General features: G+C 71.8%; 20 protein-coding genes. 4 read left to right on the top strand and 16 right to left on the bottom strand.

Features of this window, described 5'->3' with window-relative positions; all coding sequences use genetic code 11:
• Positions 1–59: 59 nt before the first annotated feature.
• From trpC to hisI, 6 genes are all read right to left on the bottom strand, one after another.
• On the bottom strand, positions 60–869 hold the full coding sequence (gene trpC, locus StrepF001_RS07055) for an indole-3-glycerol phosphate synthase TrpC (RefSeq protein WP_129797371.1): 810 nt from the start codon (positions 867–869) through the stop codon (positions 60–62).
• A gap of 187 nt (positions 870–1056) precedes the next feature.
• On the bottom strand, positions 1057–1500 hold the full coding sequence (locus StrepF001_RS07060; protein WP_129797372.1) for a DUF2752 domain-containing protein: 444 nt from the start codon (positions 1498–1500) through the stop codon (positions 1057–1059).
• Between the two features lie 95 nt (positions 1501–1595).
• Positions 1596–1880, bottom strand: coding sequence for an HGxxPAAW family protein (locus tag StrepF001_RS07065; RefSeq protein ID WP_129797373.1), 285 nt, complete (start codon positions 1878–1880; stop codon positions 1596–1598).
• 143 nt (positions 1881–2023) lie between these two features.
• Entirely contained in the window at positions 2024–2665 is a 642-nt protein-coding gene (locus tag StrepF001_RS07070; protein WP_129797374.1) for a TIGR02234 family membrane protein, read from the bottom strand.
• A 45-nt stretch (positions 2666–2710) separates the two neighbouring features.
• Complete coding sequence (locus StrepF001_RS07075; RefSeq protein ID WP_129797375.1) at positions 2711–4228, bottom strand: anthranilate synthase component I; 1518 nt, start codon at positions 4226–4228, stop codon at positions 2711–2713.
• Between the two features lie 11 nt (positions 4229–4239).
• Positions 4240–4644, bottom strand: coding sequence for a phosphoribosyl-AMP cyclohydrolase (gene hisI / locus StrepF001_RS07080; protein WP_129797376.1), 405 nt, complete (start codon positions 4642–4644; stop codon positions 4240–4242).
• A gap of 81 nt (positions 4645–4725) precedes the next feature.
• On the opposite strand from hisI, the gene StrepF001_RS07085 reads away from it, so the two are divergent.
• Entirely contained in the window at positions 4726–5361 is a 636-nt protein-coding gene (locus tag StrepF001_RS07085; protein ID WP_129797377.1) for a TIGR03085 family metal-binding protein, read from the top strand.
• Positions 5362–5371: 10 nt separating this feature from the next.
• Here the strand turns inward: StrepF001_RS07085 and StrepF001_RS07090 are convergent, their stop codons facing one another.
• The 10 genes from StrepF001_RS07090 to hisD all read right to left on the bottom strand — a co-directional run bounded on the left by StrepF001_RS07090 (position 5372) and on the right by hisD (position 13108).
• Complete coding sequence (locus StrepF001_RS07090; protein WP_129797378.1) at positions 5372–6661, bottom strand: MFS transporter; 1290 nt, start codon at positions 6659–6661, stop codon at positions 5372–5374.
• A gap of 14 nt (positions 6662–6675) precedes the next feature.
• On the bottom strand, positions 6676–7263 hold the full coding sequence (locus StrepF001_RS07095) for a helix-turn-helix domain-containing protein (RefSeq protein WP_129797379.1): 588 nt from the start codon (positions 7261–7263) through the stop codon (positions 6676–6678).
• A gap of 108 nt (positions 7264–7371) precedes the next feature.
• On the bottom strand, positions 7372–8127 hold the full coding sequence (gene hisF, locus StrepF001_RS07100) for an imidazole glycerol phosphate synthase subunit HisF (RefSeq protein WP_129797380.1): 756 nt from the start codon (positions 8125–8127) through the stop codon (positions 7372–7374).
• Complete coding sequence (locus StrepF001_RS07105) at positions 8124–8528, bottom strand: RidA family protein (protein WP_129797381.1); 405 nt, start codon at positions 8526–8528, stop codon at positions 8124–8126. Before StrepF001_RS07105 ends, hisF begins: the two co-directional genes overlap by 4 nt.
• Positions 8525–9250 (bottom strand): bifunctional 1-(5-phosphoribosyl)-5-((5-phosphoribosylamino)methylideneamino)imidazole-4-carboxamide isomerase/phosphoribosylanthranilate isomerase PriA, encoded by a 726-nt coding sequence (gene priA / locus StrepF001_RS07110; protein WP_129797382.1) that lies wholly within the window; start codon positions 9248–9250, stop codon positions 8525–8527. The genes StrepF001_RS07105 and priA overlap by 4 nt, the downstream gene beginning before the upstream one ends.
• 4 nt (positions 9251–9254) lie before the next feature.
• Entirely contained in the window at positions 9255–9902 is a 648-nt protein-coding gene (gene hisH, locus StrepF001_RS07115) for an imidazole glycerol phosphate synthase subunit HisH (RefSeq protein ID WP_206306775.1), read from the bottom strand.
• The gene (locus tag StrepF001_RS45445) at positions 9899–10063 is read right to left on the bottom strand and encodes a hypothetical protein (RefSeq protein ID WP_165396167.1); all 165 of its coding nucleotides are present in this window, start codon (positions 10061–10063) and stop codon (positions 9899–9901) included. The genes hisH and StrepF001_RS45445 overlap by 4 nt, the downstream gene beginning before the upstream one ends.
• Positions 10060–10653 (bottom strand): imidazoleglycerol-phosphate dehydratase HisB, encoded by a 594-nt coding sequence (hisB, locus tag StrepF001_RS07120; RefSeq protein WP_030932889.1) that lies wholly within the window; start codon positions 10651–10653, stop codon positions 10060–10062. Before hisB ends, StrepF001_RS45445 begins: the two co-directional genes overlap by 4 nt.
• Positions 10650–11786, bottom strand: a complete 1137-nt coding sequence (locus StrepF001_RS07125) for a histidinol-phosphate transaminase (protein WP_129797384.1) — start codon at positions 11784–11786, stop codon at positions 10650–10652. Before StrepF001_RS07125 ends, hisB begins: the two co-directional genes overlap by 4 nt.
• Positions 11783–13108, bottom strand: a complete 1326-nt coding sequence (gene hisD / locus StrepF001_RS07130; RefSeq protein ID WP_129797385.1) for a histidinol dehydrogenase — start codon at positions 13106–13108, stop codon at positions 11783–11785. The genes StrepF001_RS07125 and hisD overlap by 4 nt, the downstream gene beginning before the upstream one ends.
• A gap of 157 nt (positions 13109–13265) precedes the next feature.
• Between hisD and StrepF001_RS07135 the strand changes: the two genes are divergently transcribed.
• The 3 genes from StrepF001_RS07135 to ybaK all read left to right on the top strand — a co-directional run bounded on the left by StrepF001_RS07135 (position 13266) and on the right by ybaK (position 16256).
• Positions 13266–14846 carry an oxidoreductase gene (locus StrepF001_RS07135; protein WP_129797386.1) on the top strand — a complete coding sequence of 527 codons (1581 nt, stop codon included), beginning with the start codon at positions 13266–13268 and terminating at the stop codon, positions 14844–14846.
• A 70-nt stretch (positions 14847–14916) separates the two neighbouring features.
• Positions 14917–15657: an LON peptidase substrate-binding domain-containing protein gene (locus tag StrepF001_RS07140; protein WP_129797387.1), complete on the top strand. Its 741-nt coding sequence runs from the start codon at positions 14917–14919 to the stop codon at positions 15655–15657.
• Between the two features lie 86 nt (positions 15658–15743).
• On the top strand, positions 15744–16256 hold the full coding sequence (ybaK, locus tag StrepF001_RS07145; protein ID WP_240797318.1) for a Cys-tRNA(Pro) deacylase: 513 nt from the start codon (positions 15744–15746) through the stop codon (positions 16254–16256).
• The last annotated feature ends 19 nt before the right edge of the window (positions 16257–16275 follow it).

Here is a 16275-nt window from a genome sequence, read left to right on the forward strand (position 1 = left end):
ACGGGTCCCTCGTCGCCAGGGTGATCGGGAGAGTCATCGGGCCCAAGCCTAGCGGGAGATCAGCCTCGGCCGTGCCGCAGCGCAGGGTGCTCGCCGGCCGCCACCAGGTCGGAGACGGCCGTCTTGGGGTCGCGGCCGGTGACCAGGGACTCGCCGACCAGGACCGCGTCGGCGCCGGCGTTGGCGTAGGCGATGAGGTCGTGCGGGCCGCGGACGCCGGACTCGGCCACCTTGACGATGCCGACCGGGATGTCCGGGGCGAGCCGCTCGAACGTGCCGCGGTCGACCTCCAGCGTCTTCAGGTTGCGCGCGTTGACGCCGATGAGCTTGGCGCCGGCGTCCACCGCGCGGTCGACCTCGTCCTCGTCGTGCACCTCGACGAGCGGCGTGAGCCCGATGGACACCGCCCGCTCGATGAGGGACTCCAGCGCGGGCTGGTCGAGGGCCGCGACGATCAGCAGCGCGAGGTCGGCGCCGTAGGCCCGGGCCTCCCACAGCTGGTAGGAGGTGACGATGAAGTCCTTGCGCAGGACGGGGATGTCCACGCGCGCGCGGACCGCCTCCAGGTCCGCCAGGGAACCGCCGAAGCGGCGCTGTTCGGTGAGGACGGAGATGACGGCCGCGCCGCCCGCCTCGTAGTCCGCCGCGAGGCCGGCCGGGTCGGCGATCGCCGCCAGCGCACCCTTGGAGGGGCTGGAGCGCTTGACCTCGCAGATCACCTTGACGCCGTCGCCGCGCAGGGCGGCCAGACCGTCCTTGGCGGCGGGCGCCTTCGCCGCGCGCTCCTTGAGCTCGTCGAGGCTCACGCGCGCCTGCCGCTCCGCGAGGTCGGCCCGCACTCCGTCGATGATCTCGTCGAGCACACTCACGCGAGCGGCCCCCTTCCAGACGGTTGACTGATAAAGCGCTTGGGCCTCTGCCCGCGGCTGCCTCATCAGCCGAGCCGGAGGCGGTACCGAAGGCGAAACCGGTGGTCACTGCGATGGTATCCGGAGGAAGGCGTAGTCCTCGCATCCGGTTGACGGCGGTCCCACTACCTGGACGTTTACCCGTCGATCAAGGGTGCAGCCAGCCGCCGAAGGGCAGGTTCCGGACAACCGTGAAGACCAGCAGCAGGGCTCCCACGGTCCACGCCTGCGCCGGTCGGAGATCGATCCGCAGGGGACGGCCCCGCGCCGCCCGGACCGTCCAGAGGGTCCACCCCAGGGCGAAGAGCAGACAGCCGGCCACGGCCAGGGCGTTGGCCTGGAGCGCCGCCGCGATGTCCCCGTGCACGACGGCGTGCGCGCTGCGCAGGCCGCCGCAGCCGGGGCAGTAGAGGCCGGTGTACTGCAGGAGCGGGCAGACGGGGTAGTGACCGGGCTCGTTGGGGTCCACGGCCCCCACGTACGCGAACGCCCCGGCGACGGCCGCCAGGACTCCTGCGGGCGCGGCCAGGCGCCCGAATACGGGTGCGGAGGGCGTCGGCATGCGCCGGCTGTCGGCGTTCACGCCTCGCATTGTGCCCCGCGCGGGCCCCGAACACGCGTCAGGGGCGGCCCGGCGGGAATGCCGGGCCGCCCCTCGACGAGGTCGCACGGGACAGCCGTACGGGCTCAGCTCTCGGCGGCCACCGGCTCACGCGTCGCCCTGGGCGCCGCCGTCGCCGTCGTCGCGGACTGGACCATCCTGAGGGGCTTCGCCTTCGGCTGGCCGAGGCCCATCGCACTCATGATCGCGCCGATGACACCTCCCAGCGCCACGATCGCCATGCCGCCCCAGAAGCCGAGCGGGTTGTCCCCCACCATGAAGACGCCCGCGACGCAGAAACCGATGAAGATGATGATGGAACCGGTCCAGGCGGCCGGGGTGTGTCCGTGACCGTGGCTGCTGCCCGCCATTGCTTGCTCCTCGTTGCGGTGTGGGTGTGTGAGCCTGATGTCTGTCGCCCATTGTCCCGTACGCGCGCGGGTGACGTGCGCGGGGGTCGCCCCGCCGGGACGTCTGTTTCGCCACATCGGGACCGGTGGCCGGGGCCCGCCCGCTACGCCGGTTCGGTGCCGGTCGGGTCCTCGCCCCGGTCGAGCGCCTTCCACACGTCCTCGGGCCGGTCGGGGTCGACGACGGGGGCCGTACGGCGTGGCCGGGGGGCGCCGCTGCGCTCGTAGCGGCCGGACATCGCGGGCCACAGCCGGCCGTAGCGCAGGGCGAGCAGCCCGGCGAGGAGGATCAGGGCGCCGCCCACGGCTGCGGCGTACGGCCACGCGGTGTGGGTGAGCGCTTCCACGGTGGCGGCCGTGTCGCCGGAGGCCTGCGCGGCCTTCTCGTCCAGTGCGGAGCTGTCGGAGGCGCCGGACAGGGCTGCGGCGACGGTGCCGACGCCGCACAGCGTGAGCAGCGCGGACACGGCGAGGCGACCGGCGCGGCGGACGGCGAAGACGGCGACGAGCGCGGCGAGGCCCACTATGGCGAGGGCCGCGGGGACGCCCGTGACCTCGCTGCCCTTGGCGGTCAGCGGGAAGGGGCCGCCGGCCACCGTGGCGGTGCCCTCCGACCATTGCTGCCGGGTCGCCAGCAACGCCACGGCCGCGCCGAGCGCACCGGCCAGCAGTGCCACGGCGAGACTCATGCGGCCGGACCGGACGGAACCCGCGGCTTCGGAACGGGGGTGAGGAACAGCAGTCACGTACCCAACTATCGCCTGAACCGCGGGCGAACCGTCACCCGGGGTTCAGTGAGAAGCGCCCCATTGCGCCGGAGGGTTCGCGTCCTGCCGGCCCAGCCGGTTCGCCGTGTGCACCGCGCGCAGTACTGCCGCCGCCTTGTTGCGGCACTCGGTGTCCTCGGCGACCGGGTCGGAGTCGGCGACGATGCCCGCGCCGGCCTGGACGTAGGCCGTGCCGTCGCGCAGCAGGGCCGTACGGATGGCGATGGCGGTGTCGGAGTCGCCGGCGAAGTCGAGGTAGCCGACACAGCCGCCGTACAGGCCCCGGCGGGACGGCTCCAGTTCGTCGATGATCTGCATGGCGCGCGGCTTGGGCGCCCCGGAGAGGGTGCCGGCCGGGAAGCAGGCCGTGAGCACGTCGAAGGCGGTGCGGTCGGCCGCGACGCGTCCGGTCACCGTCGAGACGATGTGCATGACGTGCGAGTACCGCTCGACGGACATGAAGTCGACGACCTCCACCGAGCCGGGCTCGCAGACCCGCCCGAGGTCGTTGCGGCCGAGGTCGACGAGCATCAGGTGCTCGGCGCGCTCCTTGGGGTCGGCGAGCAGTTCGTCGGCGAGGGCCTGGTCCTCCTGCGGGGTGGCGCCGCGGTGCCGGGTGCCGGCGATGGGGTGGACCATGGCCTGCCCGCCCTCGACCTTGACCAGCGCCTCGGGGGACGAGCCGACGACGTCGAAGCCCTCGAAGCGGAGCAGGTACATGTACGGCGACGGGTTGGTCGCCCTCAGTACCCGGTACACGTCCAGCGCGCTCGCCGTGCACGGTGTCTCGAACCGCTGCGAGGGGACGACCTGGAACGCCTCGCCGGCCCGGATGCGCTCCTTGATGTCCTCGACGGCCTCCTGGAAGTCGGGGCCGCCCCACAGCGCGCTGTACTCGGGCAGTTCGGACGGCGGGAGCGCGGCCGGGGGCTGGGCGACCGCGCGTGACAGGTCCGCCTCCATGGCGTCCAGGCGGGCCACGGCGTCCTCGTACGCCTCGTCCACGCCCGTGTCGAGGGCGTTGTGGTTGATCGCGTTGGCGATCAGCAGGACCGAGCCCTCCCAGTGGTCCATCACCGCGAGGTCGCTGGTCAGGAGCATGGTCAGCTCGGGCAGTTTCAGGTCGTCCCGCTCGCCGGGGCCGATCTTCTCCAGGCGGCGCACGATGTCGTATCCGAGGTAGCCGACCATGCCTCCGGTGAAGGGCGGCATGCCGTCCTGGTGCGGTGTGTGCAGGGCCTCGATCGTGGCGCGCAGGGTGGCGAGCGGATCGCCCTCGGCCGGGACGCCGACCGGCGGGGTGCCGAGCCAGTGGGTCTGACCGTCGCGCTCGGTGAGGGTGGCGGCGGAGCGCACGCCGATGAAGGAGTAGCGGGACCAGGCGCGGCCGTTCTCCGCGGACTCCAGGAGGAAGGTGCCGGGGCGCTCGGCGGCGAGCTTGCGGTAGAGCGCGACCGGGGTGTCGCCGTCGGCGAGGAGTTTGCGCGTGACGGGGATGACACGGCGGTCGGTGGCCAGCTTGCGGAAGGTCTCGAGATCCATGGCGGCCGACCCTACTGATCCTGGAGTTCCGAGCGCGCCGGTACGCCGAGTTCCGCTTCCTTCAGCAGCACGTCGGCGTCGAAGCAGGTGCGGGCCCCGGTGTGGCAGGCGGCACCGACCTGGTCGACCTTGACCAGCACGGTGTCGGCGTCGCAGTCGAGGGCGACGGACTTCACCCACTGGACGTGGCCGGAGGTGTCGCCCTTGACCCAGTACTCCCGGCGGCTGCGTGACCAGTAGGTGCAGCGGCCGGTCGTGAGCGTGCGGTGCAGTGCCTCGTCGTCCATCCAGCCGAGCATCAGTACCTCTCCGGTGTCGTACTGCTGGGCGATGGCGGGCAGGAGCCCGTCGGCGCTGCGCTTGAGGCGCGCGGCGATCTCGGGGGCGAGGCTGCTGGGCGGAGGCGAGCTGGTCATGGGGCCATTGTGCCGCGCGGCACCGACAAGCCCGGGCGGCGTCCACTGTCCGGACCCGCTACCCGGTCGTAGGCTGACTGCATGTCGACCTTTGCCAAGCGTGAACGGCTCCTTCTCGCCGACCTCTTGGAGACCGCAGGTCCGGATGCCCCCACCCTGTGCGAGGGCTGGCAGACCCGTGATCTGGCCGCGCACGTGGTCGTGCGCGAGCGCCGCCCCGACGCCGCCGGGGGCATGCTGATCAAGCAGCTCGCGCCCCGCTTGGAGAAGGCGATGGAGGAGTTCACGGCGAAGCCGTACGAGGAGCTGATCCAGCTCATCCGCATCGGCCCGCCGCGCTTCTCCCCCTTCCAGCTCAAGCAGATCGACGAGATGTCGAACACGGTCGAGTTCTACGTCCACACCGAGGACGTCCGCCGTGCCCAGCCGGACTGGACGGCCCGCGAGCTCGACCCGGTCTTCCAGGACGCCCTGTGGTCCCGTCTGGAACGCACCGCCCGCCTGATGGGCCGCAAGGCCCCCACGGGCCTGGTGCTGCGCCGCCCCGACGGCCAGACCGCCGTCGCCCACCGCGGCGCGCCGGTCGTCACGGTGACCGGCGAGCCGTCGGAACTGCTGCTGTTCGTCTACGGCCGCCAGAGCGCCGCCAAGGTGGATGTCGTCGGCGACCAGGACGCGATCACCAAGCTGCAGGAGTCGAAGCAACTCGGCATCTGAGGGCCGCCGCTCAGCCGGGCAGCCCGGCCCGGCGCAGATCCCGGGCGCACAGGACGACGACCCCGCCGAGCCCGCAGACCGCCGCGCTGACGACGAACACCGGCCCGGTGCCCCAGACTCCGATGGCGGCCGCCGACAGCGGCATGCTCAACGGGGCGAAGCCGAGGCTGACCAGGCCGGCGACGGCGGTGACCCGGCCCAGGTAGGCGGGGTCGGCCTGGGTCTGCAGCAGGGCGCCGCACAGGGTGCCGCTGAGCCCGGCGAGCAGACCGATCAGCAGTGCAGTGCCGACGGCCACGGCAACACCGGGGGCGTAGGCGAGCGCCCCGATGGCCACCGAGCCGGCGAGGATCGCGTACGCTGCGGTCCGCCCGGCGTGCGGTAGCCGCCCCCGTACCGTGAGCAGCAGCGCGGCGGCGCCCGCGCCGGTGCCGAACCCGGCGAGTACCCAGCCCATCCCGGCCGCGCCCCAGTCCCGCTCGTCGGCCAGCAGGGTGAGGCCGACGTTGAGCGGGCCGACGAAGCCCAGGTCACCGAGGGCGATGGCCACCATCAGCGGGGCGAGCACCCGGTGACCGCGGATATAGCGCAGCCCCGCGACCAGGTCACTCCCCCACGCTCGGCTTCGCTCGCGCGGAGGGACCCCCATGGCGGTGGTACGTCCGTCGGCGGGCGCGTCGTCCGCCGGCAGGTCCCGGACGCGCACGGAGACCAGCAGCGGCACCGACACGGCGATCAGCAGTCCGGCGAGCGCGAACGCGGCCGCCGCGCCGCCCACCGCCACACCGAGACCGCCGAGCGGGGCACCGACGACGCTCGCGAACCTGATCGCGAGGCTTCGCATGCCCTGCACGCGCGCGAGCTGACCTCGACCGGTCACGCGCGCGGGGAGGGCGCCCACAGCGGGCATGAACACGGCGTCGACGGTGCCGAAGACGAACGCGAGCAGGGCCAGGGGCCACAGGCCCGGGCTGGTGAGGAACAGCAGCCCGGCCACCGCGAGCACGGCCACGCAGCGCACCGCGTCACTGCCTATGGCGACCCTGTGCGGCCCGAGCCGGTCGGCGATCACTCCGCCGCCCAGCATCAGCACGGCTCGCGGCAGCGCGCTGACCGACATCACGACACCGGCCTGCGCGGGCGTACCGGACTGGACGGCGGCCCAGGACAGGGCGATGTAGTAGACGCTGTCGCCGACCATCGAGGAGGTGTAGGCGGCGAGCCAGCGCAGAACGTTGCCGTCGCGGTGGGCAGGGCGTTCGGCGTGCTGCTCGGGTATGACGGGCGCGGTGACGGTCACGGAGGCGGCCTCTCTCAGACGCGGAACGGAAACCCGTACACATGCAGCGCGACACTCTCGCGCCCTTCGGTGTCGCCGGCGGCTTCGGCGGCCCGGCCCTTCGCCTCGTACTTCCTGGCGAGCGCCTCCAGCTCCTGACGGAGTCCGTCCAGCTCGGCAGGGGTCAGCCGCAGCAGGGACTCGCTGTCGGGGGCTGCGGAGTTCCACTCGGGGCCCCAGGTCGGCCGCTCGTCGAGATAGCGGCGGTACATGTCGGCGCGCTGCTCGTGGAAGAGCCGGGTGGCCGCCAGGTGCGCGGCCGCCCGCTCGGGTGCGTCCCGGAAGTCCTTGTCCCGGATGCTCACGCCCTCCGAGGAGGGCTGCCACCAGCGCTCCCGGCCGTCCGCGCGCTGCGGTTCGGCCTCTTCGATGAGCCCGTGCTCGGCGAGTTTCCGCAGGTGATAGCTGACCAGCGAGACAGCCTCGTCGACCTGGTCGGCAAGGTGCGAGGCGGTCGCCGTGCGGGCCACGCACAGCCCCCGGTACAGCTGCATCCGCAGCGGGTGGGCCAGGGCCTTGAGCGTGCCCAGGTCGGTGATGGGGCGGTTCTCCTCGCGTGCCATGACGCCACCGTAGATACGAAAGGAAAGTTGCACAATATATTTTGCGCAATTTTCCTTGTGTACCTGCCCATGGGAAAGCCCCGGCCGTCGGCCGGGGCTCAGCTCCGCCTACCTGACGAGATGCCCCGCCCCCCGCAACGTCGCCTTCACCTCGCCGATGCGCAGATCGCCGAAGTGGAAGACCGACGCCGCCAGTACGGCGTCCGCGCCCGCGGCGATCGCCGGCGGGAAGTCGGCCAGTTTGCCCGCGCCGCCGGAGGCGATCACCGGCACGGTGACGTGCTTGCGTACCGCGGCGATCATCTCGAGGTCGTAGCCGTCCTTCGTGCCGTCCGCGTCCATCGAGTTGAGCAGGATCTCCCCCGCGCCCAGCTCGGCGGCCCGGTGCGCCCACTCGACGGCGTCGATGCCGGTGCCGCGGCGGCCGCCGTGGGTCGTGACCTCGAAGGAGCCCGACTCGGTGCGCCGGGCGTCCACGGACAGAACCAGGACCTGGCGGCCGAAGCGCTCTGCGATCTCGCGGATGAGGTCGGGGCGGGCGATCGCAGCCGTGTTCACGCCCACCTTGTCGGCGCCCGCCCGCAGCAGCTTGTCCACGTCCTCCGCCGTGCGCACGCCACCGCCGACGGTGAGCGGGATGAACACCTGCTCGGCGGTGCGGCGCACCACGTCGTACGTCGTCTCGCGGTTGCCGGACGACGCCGTGATGTCCAGGAAGGTCAGCTCGTCGGCGCCCTCCGCGTCGTACACCTTGGCCATCTCGACGGGGTCGCCCGCGTCGCGCAGGTTCTGGAAATTGACACCCTTGACGACCCGGCCGTTGTCTACGTCCAGGCAGGGGATGACTCGGACCGCCAGGGTCATGAGTTCACGGCTCCTCTGAATGCTTCCAGTTCCACTGAGACCAGGACTCGCGGGTCGACGAAGCCCTCCACGACCAGCAGGGTCGTGACGGGCCGTACGGAGTCGAAGAGCTCCTTGTGGGCCCGTCCCGCCTCGTCGATGTCGCGCAGATGCGCCAGATGCATCCGCGTCCTGATCACGGACTCGACGCCGAGCCCGAACTCGCCGATCGCCTCGATCGCGCTGGTGAACGCCACCTTCGCCTGCTCGTACGGGTCTCCCTCCCCGTACAGCACGCTGCCCTTGAAGGACGTCGTGCCCGCCACCAGGACGCGGTCGCCCGCCGCGACGGCACGCGCGAAACCGAAGGACTCCTCCCAGGGGCTTCCGCTCTGTATGCGCCGCACGGCATCCGACGTCATGGCGACACAGCCTCCAGGGCCTCTTCCAGGGTGAACGCCTTCGCGTACAGGGCCTTCCCGACGATGGCGCCCTCGACACCGAGGGGGACGAGGTCCGCGAGGGCGCGCAGGTCGTCCAGCGAGGACACACCGCCGGAGGCCACGACGGGCCGGTCGGTCGCCGCGCAGACGTTCTTCAGGAGCTGAAGGTTCGGGCCCTGGAGCGTGCCGTCCTTGGCGATGTCGGTGACGACGTAGCGGGCGCAGCCCTCCTTGTCGAGGCGCTCCAGCGTCTCGTAGAGGTCACCGCCGTCGCGGGTCCAGCCGCGGCCGCGCAGAGTCGTGCCGCGTACGTCGAGACCGACCGCGATCTTGTCACCGTGCTCGGCGATGACCCTGGCGACCCACTCGGGGGTCTCCAGGGCGGCCGTACCGAGGTTCACGCGCGTGCAGCCGGTCGCGAGGGCGGCCGCGAGGGAGGCGTCGTCGCGGATGCCGCCGGACAGCTCCACCTTGATGTCCATCGCCTTCGCGACCTCGGCGATCAGCTCCCGGTTGTCGCCGGTGCCGAAGGCGGCGTCCAGGTCGACCAGGTGCAGCCACTCGGCGCCCGCCCGCTGCCAGGCGAGGGCGGCCTCCAGGGGGGAGCCGTACGAGGTCTCCGTGCCGGACTCGCCGTGCACCAGGCGGACGGCCTGACCGTCACGGACGTCGACGGCGGGGAGGAGTTCGAGCTTGGCCATGTCTCTACAGGGTTCCGATCCAGTTGGTGAGCAGCTGCGCTCCGGCGTCGCCGGACTTCTCGGGGTGGAACTGCGTGGCCCACAGGGCGCCGTTCTCGACGGCGGCCACGAACGGCTTGCCGTGCGTCGACCAGGTCACCTTGGGGGCGGTCAGCGTCGGGTTGTACGTCTCCAGGGTCCAGTCGTGGACGGCGTAGGAGTGCACGAAGTAGAAGCGCGCGTCCGCGTCCAGGCCGGCGAACAGCTCGGAGTCGGCCGGCGCCTCGACGGTGTTCCAGCCCATGTGCGGCACGATGTCGGCCTGGAGCGGCTCGACCGCGCCGGGCCACTCGTCGAGGCCCTCGGTCTCCACGCCGTGCTCGATGCCGCGCGCGAAGAGGATCTGCATACCGACGCAGATGCCCATCACGGGGCGCCCGCCGGCCAGCCGCCGGTCGACGATCCAGTCGCCGCGTGCCTCCTTCAGGCCCGTCATGCAGGCGGCGAAGGCACCGACGCCGGGCACCAGGAGGCCGTCCGCGTTCATGGCCCTGTCGAAGTCGCGGGTTATCTCGACATCGGCTCCCACGCGCGCGAGGGCGCGTTCGGCGGACCTCACATTGCCGAAGCCGTAGTCGAACACAACGACGTTCTTGGCGTTCTTGGTGCTCAATTCCACACCTCCAGCCGCAGGACGCCCGCGACCAGACACATCGCGGCGCCGATGGAGAGCAGCACGATCAGCCCCTTCGGCATCTGCTGCTTCACGAAGGAGACGATGCCGCCGACGAGGAAGAGGCCGACGACGATCAGGACGGTCGAGGTGCCGTTCACAGCGCGCCCTTCGTGGAAGGCAGGATGCCGGCCGCGCGCGGGTCACGCTCGCTGGCGTACCGCAGCGCCCGCGCCAGCGCCTTGAACTGGCACTCCACGATGTGGTGTGCGTTGCGCCCGTACGGCACGTGCACGTGCAGCGCGATCTGCGCCTGCGCGACGAAGGACTCCAGGATGTGCCGGGTCATCGTGGTGTCGTACTCGCCGATCATCGGCGCCATGTTCTCGGGCTCGGTGTGCACGAGGTACGGGCGGCCGGAGAGGTCGACGGTGACCTGGGCGAGGGACTCGTCCAGCGGGACCGTGCAGTTGCCGAAGCGGTAGATCCCCACCTTGTCGCCGAGCGCCTGCTTGAAGGCGGCGCCCAGCGCGAGGGCGGTGTCCTCGATGGTGTGGTGCGAGTCGATGTGCAGGTCGCCCTCGGTCTTCACGGTCAGGTCGAACAGACCGTGCCGGCCGAGCTGGTCGAGCATGTGGTCGTAGAAGCCGACTCCTGTCGACACATCGACCTTCCCGGACCCGTCGAGGTCGATCTCGACGAGGACCGAGGTCTCCTTCGTGACTCGTTCCACGCGTCCTACGCGGCTCATGCGTTCTGCTCCTTCGGGGGTGTGGGGGTGTCCCCCACAAAGCTCACCAGTTCACGGACCGCGTCGAGGAACGCGTCGTTCTCTTCGGGGGTTCCGGCGGTGACCCGCAGCCACCCCGGTACGCCGTTGTCCCGGACCAGGACGCCCCGGTCGAGGATCTTCCGCCAGGCCTCCTGGGCGTCCGGGAACCGCCCGAACTGCACGAAGTTGGCGTCGGACTCCGTCACCTCGTAGCCGATCGCGCGCAGTTCTGCGACCAGCCGGTCCCGCTCGGACTTGAGCTGCTCGACATAGCCGAGCAGGGTGTCGGTGTGCTCCAGCGCGGCCAGCGCGGTCGCCTGGGTGACGGCCGACAGGTGGTACGGCAGCCGTACGAGCTGCACCGCGTCCACGACGGCCGGGTGCGCGGCGAGATAGCCGAGGCGCAGACCGGCCGCCCCGAACGCCTTCGACATGGTCCGCGAGATGACGAGGTGCGGACGGCCCTGAAGCAGCGGCAGCAGCGAGGCGCCGTGGCTGAACTCGATGTACGCCTCGTCGACCACCACCATCGACGGCTTCGCCGCCTGCGCGGCCTCGTACAGCGCGAGGACCGTCTCGGGCGGAACCGCGTTGCCCGTGGGGTTGTTGGGGGTGGTGATGAAGACGACGTCGGGCTGGTTCTCGACGATGGCCTTCTCGGCCGCCGCGAGGTCGATGGTGAAGTCGTCGTTCCGGGGGCCGGAGATCCAGCCGGTGCCCGTGCCGCGCGCGATCAGGCCGTGCATCGAGTACGACGGTTCGAAGCCGATCGCCGTGCGGCCCGGCCCGCCGAAGGTCTGCAGCAGCTGCTGGATGACCTCGTTGGAGCCGTTGGCGGCCCAGACGTTCGCCGGGCCGATCTCGTAGCCGGACGTGTTCGTCAGGTACTCGGCGAGCTTCGTGCGCAGCTCGACCGCGTCCCGGTCCGGGTAGCGGTTGAGATTCCGGGCCGCCTCGCGCACCCGCTCGGCGATCCGTTCGACCAGCGGCTCGGGCAGCGGGTAGGGGTTCTCGTTGGTGTTGAGCCGTACGGGGACGTCCAACTGGGGCGCGCCGTAGGGGGACTTGCCGCGCAGCTCGTCCCGTACGGGGAGATCGTCGATGCCTGTCACTTGCCTTCGGGTACCTTCCAACCGAACCTCGCCTTGATCGCCGCGCCGTGCGCCGGCAGGTCCTCCGCCTCCGCCAGCGTCACCACGTGGTGCGCGACCTCGGCCAGTGCGTCCCGCGTGTAGTCGACGATGTGGATGCCACGCAGGAAGGACTGCACCGACAGGCCCGAGGAGTGGCAGGCACAGCCGCCGGTGGGCAGGACGTGGTTGGAGCCGGCCGCGTAGTCGCCGAGCGATACGGGCGCCCAGGGGCCGATGAAGACCGCACCCGCGTTGCGAACCCGGTCGGCGACTTCGGAGGCCTGGCGGGTCTGGATCTCCAGGTGCTCGGCGCCGTACGCGTCGACGACGCGCAGCCCCTCCTCGATCCCGTCCACCAGCACTACCGCGGACTGCTTGCCGCTGAGCGCCGGGCGGATCCGGTCCTCGATGTGCTTGGTGGCCGCGACCTGCGGCTCCAGCTCCTTCTCCACCGCGTCCGCCAGCTCGACGGAGTCGGTGACGAGGACGGCGGCGGCGAGCGGGTCGTGCTCGGCCTGGCTGATCAGGTCGGAGGCGACGTGCACCGGATCGGCCGTCTCGTCCGCGAGGATCGCGATCTCGGTCGGGCCGGCCTCGGCGTCGATGCCGATCTTGCCGGTGAAGTAGCGCTTGGCGGCGGCGACCCAGATGTTGCCGGGGCCGGTCACCATGTCGGCGGGCGGGCAGGACTCGGTCCCGTACGCGAACATCGCGACGGCCGTGGCACCGCCGGCGGCGTACACCTCGTCGACGCCCAGCAGCGCGCACGCGGCGAGGATCGTCGGGTGCGGCAGACCGTTGAACTCGGCCTGGGCGGGCGAGGCGAGCGCGATCGACTCGACGCCGGCCTCCTGCGCGGGCACGACGTTCATGACCACGGAGGACGGGTAGACGGACCGGCCGCCGGGGGCGTACAGCCCCACGCGGTCCACCGGCACCCACTTCTCGGTCACCGAGCCGCCGGGCACGACCTGGGTGGTGTGGGACGTGCGGCGCTGCTCGCGGTGGACGAGGCGGGCGCGGCGGACGGACTCCTCCAGGGCCGCGCGCACGGCCGGGTCGAGTTCCTCCAGGGCACGGGTCAGCGCCGCGGCCGGCACCCGCACCTGGTCGAGCTTCACACCGTCGAACTTCTCGGCGAAGTCGATCAGCGCCGCGTCGCCCCGATGATGCACGGCCTCGCAGATCGGACGCACCTTCTCCAGGGCGGCCGAGACGTCGAAGTCGGCTCGGGGCAGCAGGTCGCGCAAGGCGGGGCCCTCCGGGAGGGCGTCGCCGCGCAGATCGATTCGGGAGATCACGTGCTCAATTCTCGCAGACCCGGATGGGACGCCGTTCGCGCGTATCAATGGCTGATACACGCCCCGGAAGATCCCCTTCACGTTTCGCGTTCGAGCTGTCACTCAGCGGGCATGAACGATTGTACGAAACCCATGAGTAACAGGAGGAAGAAGCACCGTGAGCGAGGGGGCCGGCACCCGGGACGGGGACCTGCCGGACGATCTGACCGCCGCCGAGGCCGGCATGTGGCAGGCCTTCCGCAACGGCACCGCATACGACCTGAGCAGCGGGGACACCGTCGTCGACGATCCGCACGGCGGGCATCCGTGGGGCCCCGAGCGGACCGTGCGAGCCCGCATGGTGTGCTGGCTGCTCCTCGACGGACCGCCCGCCCTCGCCGGCCGCGTCTCCTCGCTGAAGCTGACCGGCGTGCGGATCAGCGGCAGCCTGGACCTCGCGGGCGGCTCGGTGACGCCCTACGTCGAGCTGCGGGACTGCCGCTTCGAGCAGGAGGTCCTGCTCCCGGAGGCCCGGTTCAAGACCGTACGGCTGGTGAACTGCTCGGTGCCGCGGCTGGAGGCGGCCCGGGTGCACACCGAGGGCGACCTGCACCTTCCGCGCTGCCGCTTCCTGGGCGGGGTCCGGCTGACCGACGCGCAGATCGGCACCGACCTGCTGCTCAACCAGGCCGTCGTCCACCGGGACCGCACCGGCCGCTCGATCGTCGCGGACGGCATGACCGTCGGCCAGGACCTGCAGGCCGAGATGCTGGAGTCGTACGGCGAGCTGAGTCTGCGCGGCGCGCAGGTCGGCGTCTCGCTCAGCCTGCGCGGGGCCCGGCTGCGCAACCCGTACACCCGCCTCGCCCTGAACGCGCCCCAGCTGACCGTCGAGCGCACCCTGTACCTCAGCCCGGCGGCCGTCGGCAGCATCCAGCTGAGCGGCACGACGCCCGCGCGCGGGACCCGGATCCAGCGGTTCGAGTGCCAGGGCGGGGTGCGGCTGGACGACGGCCGGTTCGGCGACGCGGTCGACCTCGAACGCGCCCGCTTCACCTTCACCGACGAGCAGGAGCTGTCGCTGCGCCGCGTCCAGGTGCCCGAGCTGCGCTTCCTCGGGGAGCAGCCGCAGCACGGCAAGGTCGTGCTGTCCGGAGCGCGGATCGTCAACCTCGTCGACCGGGCGGGCAGCTGGCCGGGCCCGGGCAATCTGCACATGCCGGGTTTCGCGTACGAGAACCTGGTGCCGCAGGGCCCGTTCCCGCTGTCCGAGCGCCTCGACTGGGTGGCCGCCGCCACCGCCGAGTACCACCCGGAGCCGTACGAGCGCCTGGCCGCCGTACTGCGCAACGGAGGTGAGGACGAGGACGCCCGCGAGGTGCTGCTCGCCAAACAGCGCCGCCGCCGCGAGACCCTGCCGCCGGCCGCCAAGCTCTGGGGGTACGCGCAGGACCTGACGGTGGCCTACGGATACCGGCCGGGGCGGGCCGCGGTGTGGATGGCGGTGCTGTGGGCGGCGGGCTCGCTCGCCTTCTGGTACGCCGGGCGGCCCCGGACCGGCGCCAATGCCGGGGACCCGCCCTGGAACCCGGCCCTCTTCGCGCTCGACCTGCTGCTTCCGGTCATCGAGCTGGGCCAGGTGGGCTACTGGCAGCTGCACGGCGGCTGGCAGTGGCTGGCGGCCGCACTGATCCTGCTGGGCTGGGTCCTCGCGACGACGGTGGCGGCGGGGGCGACCCGGCTGCTGCGGCGCAACTGAGCGGGCTCACCGGCCCACGGAACGTGCGCGGCGGACGCGCGCCCTCCGGCGACCATTAGGCTCTTGCGTCGTGACCACCGTCCGACTGCCGCTCTTCCCCCTGAACTCGGTGTTGTTCCCGGGGCTCGTGCTCCCTCTGAACATCTTCGAGGAGCGCTATCGCGCCATGATGCGCGCGCTCCTGAAGACCCCCGAGGACGAACCGCGCCGCTTCGCCGTCGTGGCGATCCGCGACGGCCATGAGGTGGCACCGAGCGCGCCCGGCATGCCCGACCCGACGGCCCTGCCCGAGCGGGGACCCGCGGCCGGCTTCGGCAGCGACCCGGCCAAGGCCTTCCACGGCGTGGGCTGCGTGGCCGACGCCGCGACGATCCGGGAGCGTCCCGACGGCACGTTCGAGGTGCTGGCGACCGGGACGACCCGGGTGCGGCTGCGGTCGGTGGACGCGTCGGGGCCGTATCTGACGGCCGAGCTGGAGGAACTGCCGGAGGAGCCGGGCGACGAGGCGGGGGCGCTGGCCGAGGGCGTGCTGCGCGCCTTCCGCCAGTACCAGAAGCGGCTGGCGGGAGCGCGGGAGCGGTCGCTGACCACCGGCGGGGACCTGCCGGACGAACCGTCCGTGGTGTCGTACCTGGTGGCGGCGGCGATGATGCACGACATCCCGACCAAGCAACGGCTTCTGCAGGCGCCGGACACCGCGTCCCGTCTGCGCGACGAACTGAAACTCCTTCGCTCCGAGACGGCCGTCATCCGTAGCCTGCCGTCACTGCCCGCGTCGGACCTGACGCGCGGTCCGACGAGTCTGAACTGAACAGGGAAACACCCCGGATGGCGAAGAAGGCGAAGAAACAGCAGCACGAAAAAGGGGCGCGCGATGGGGGCACCCCCGGACGGAGTCTGGGGGAGCATTCGAACAGGGGTGGTGGCGGGCGACGGGCGGGCGGCACGCCTGCGACGGTGGCGCTGACAGCCGCGGGCGTGGACCACACGATCCACTCCTACGACCACGACCCCGCCCACCCGTCCTACGGCGAGGAGGCGGCCGAGGCGATGGGCGTCTCACCGGACCGGGTCTTCAAGACGCTGGTCGCGGACGTCGACGGCACCCTGACCGTGGCCGTGGTCCCGGTGGCCGGCTCCCTGGACCTGAAGGCCCTGGCCTCGGCGGTGGGCGGTAAACGGGCCACGATGGCCGACCCGACCCTCGCGGAACGCACGACGGGCTACGTCCGGGGTGGCATCTCCCCCCTGGGCCAGCGCAAGAAACTCCCCACGGTCCTGGACGCCTCGGCCACCACCCACCCCACGATCTGCATCTCGGCCGGCCGCCGCGGCCTGGAAGCCGAACTCTCCCCCCACGACCTGGCCAGCCTCACCAACGCCACCCTGGCCCGGATCGGCCGCGCGTGACCTCTCGACGACATGCCCT

Source organism: Streptomyces sp. F001 (assembly GCF_004187715.1).
In the GTDB taxonomy this organism is placed as follows: domain Bacteria; phylum Actinomycetota; class Actinomycetes; order Streptomycetales; family Streptomycetaceae; genus Streptomyces; species Streptomyces flavusporus.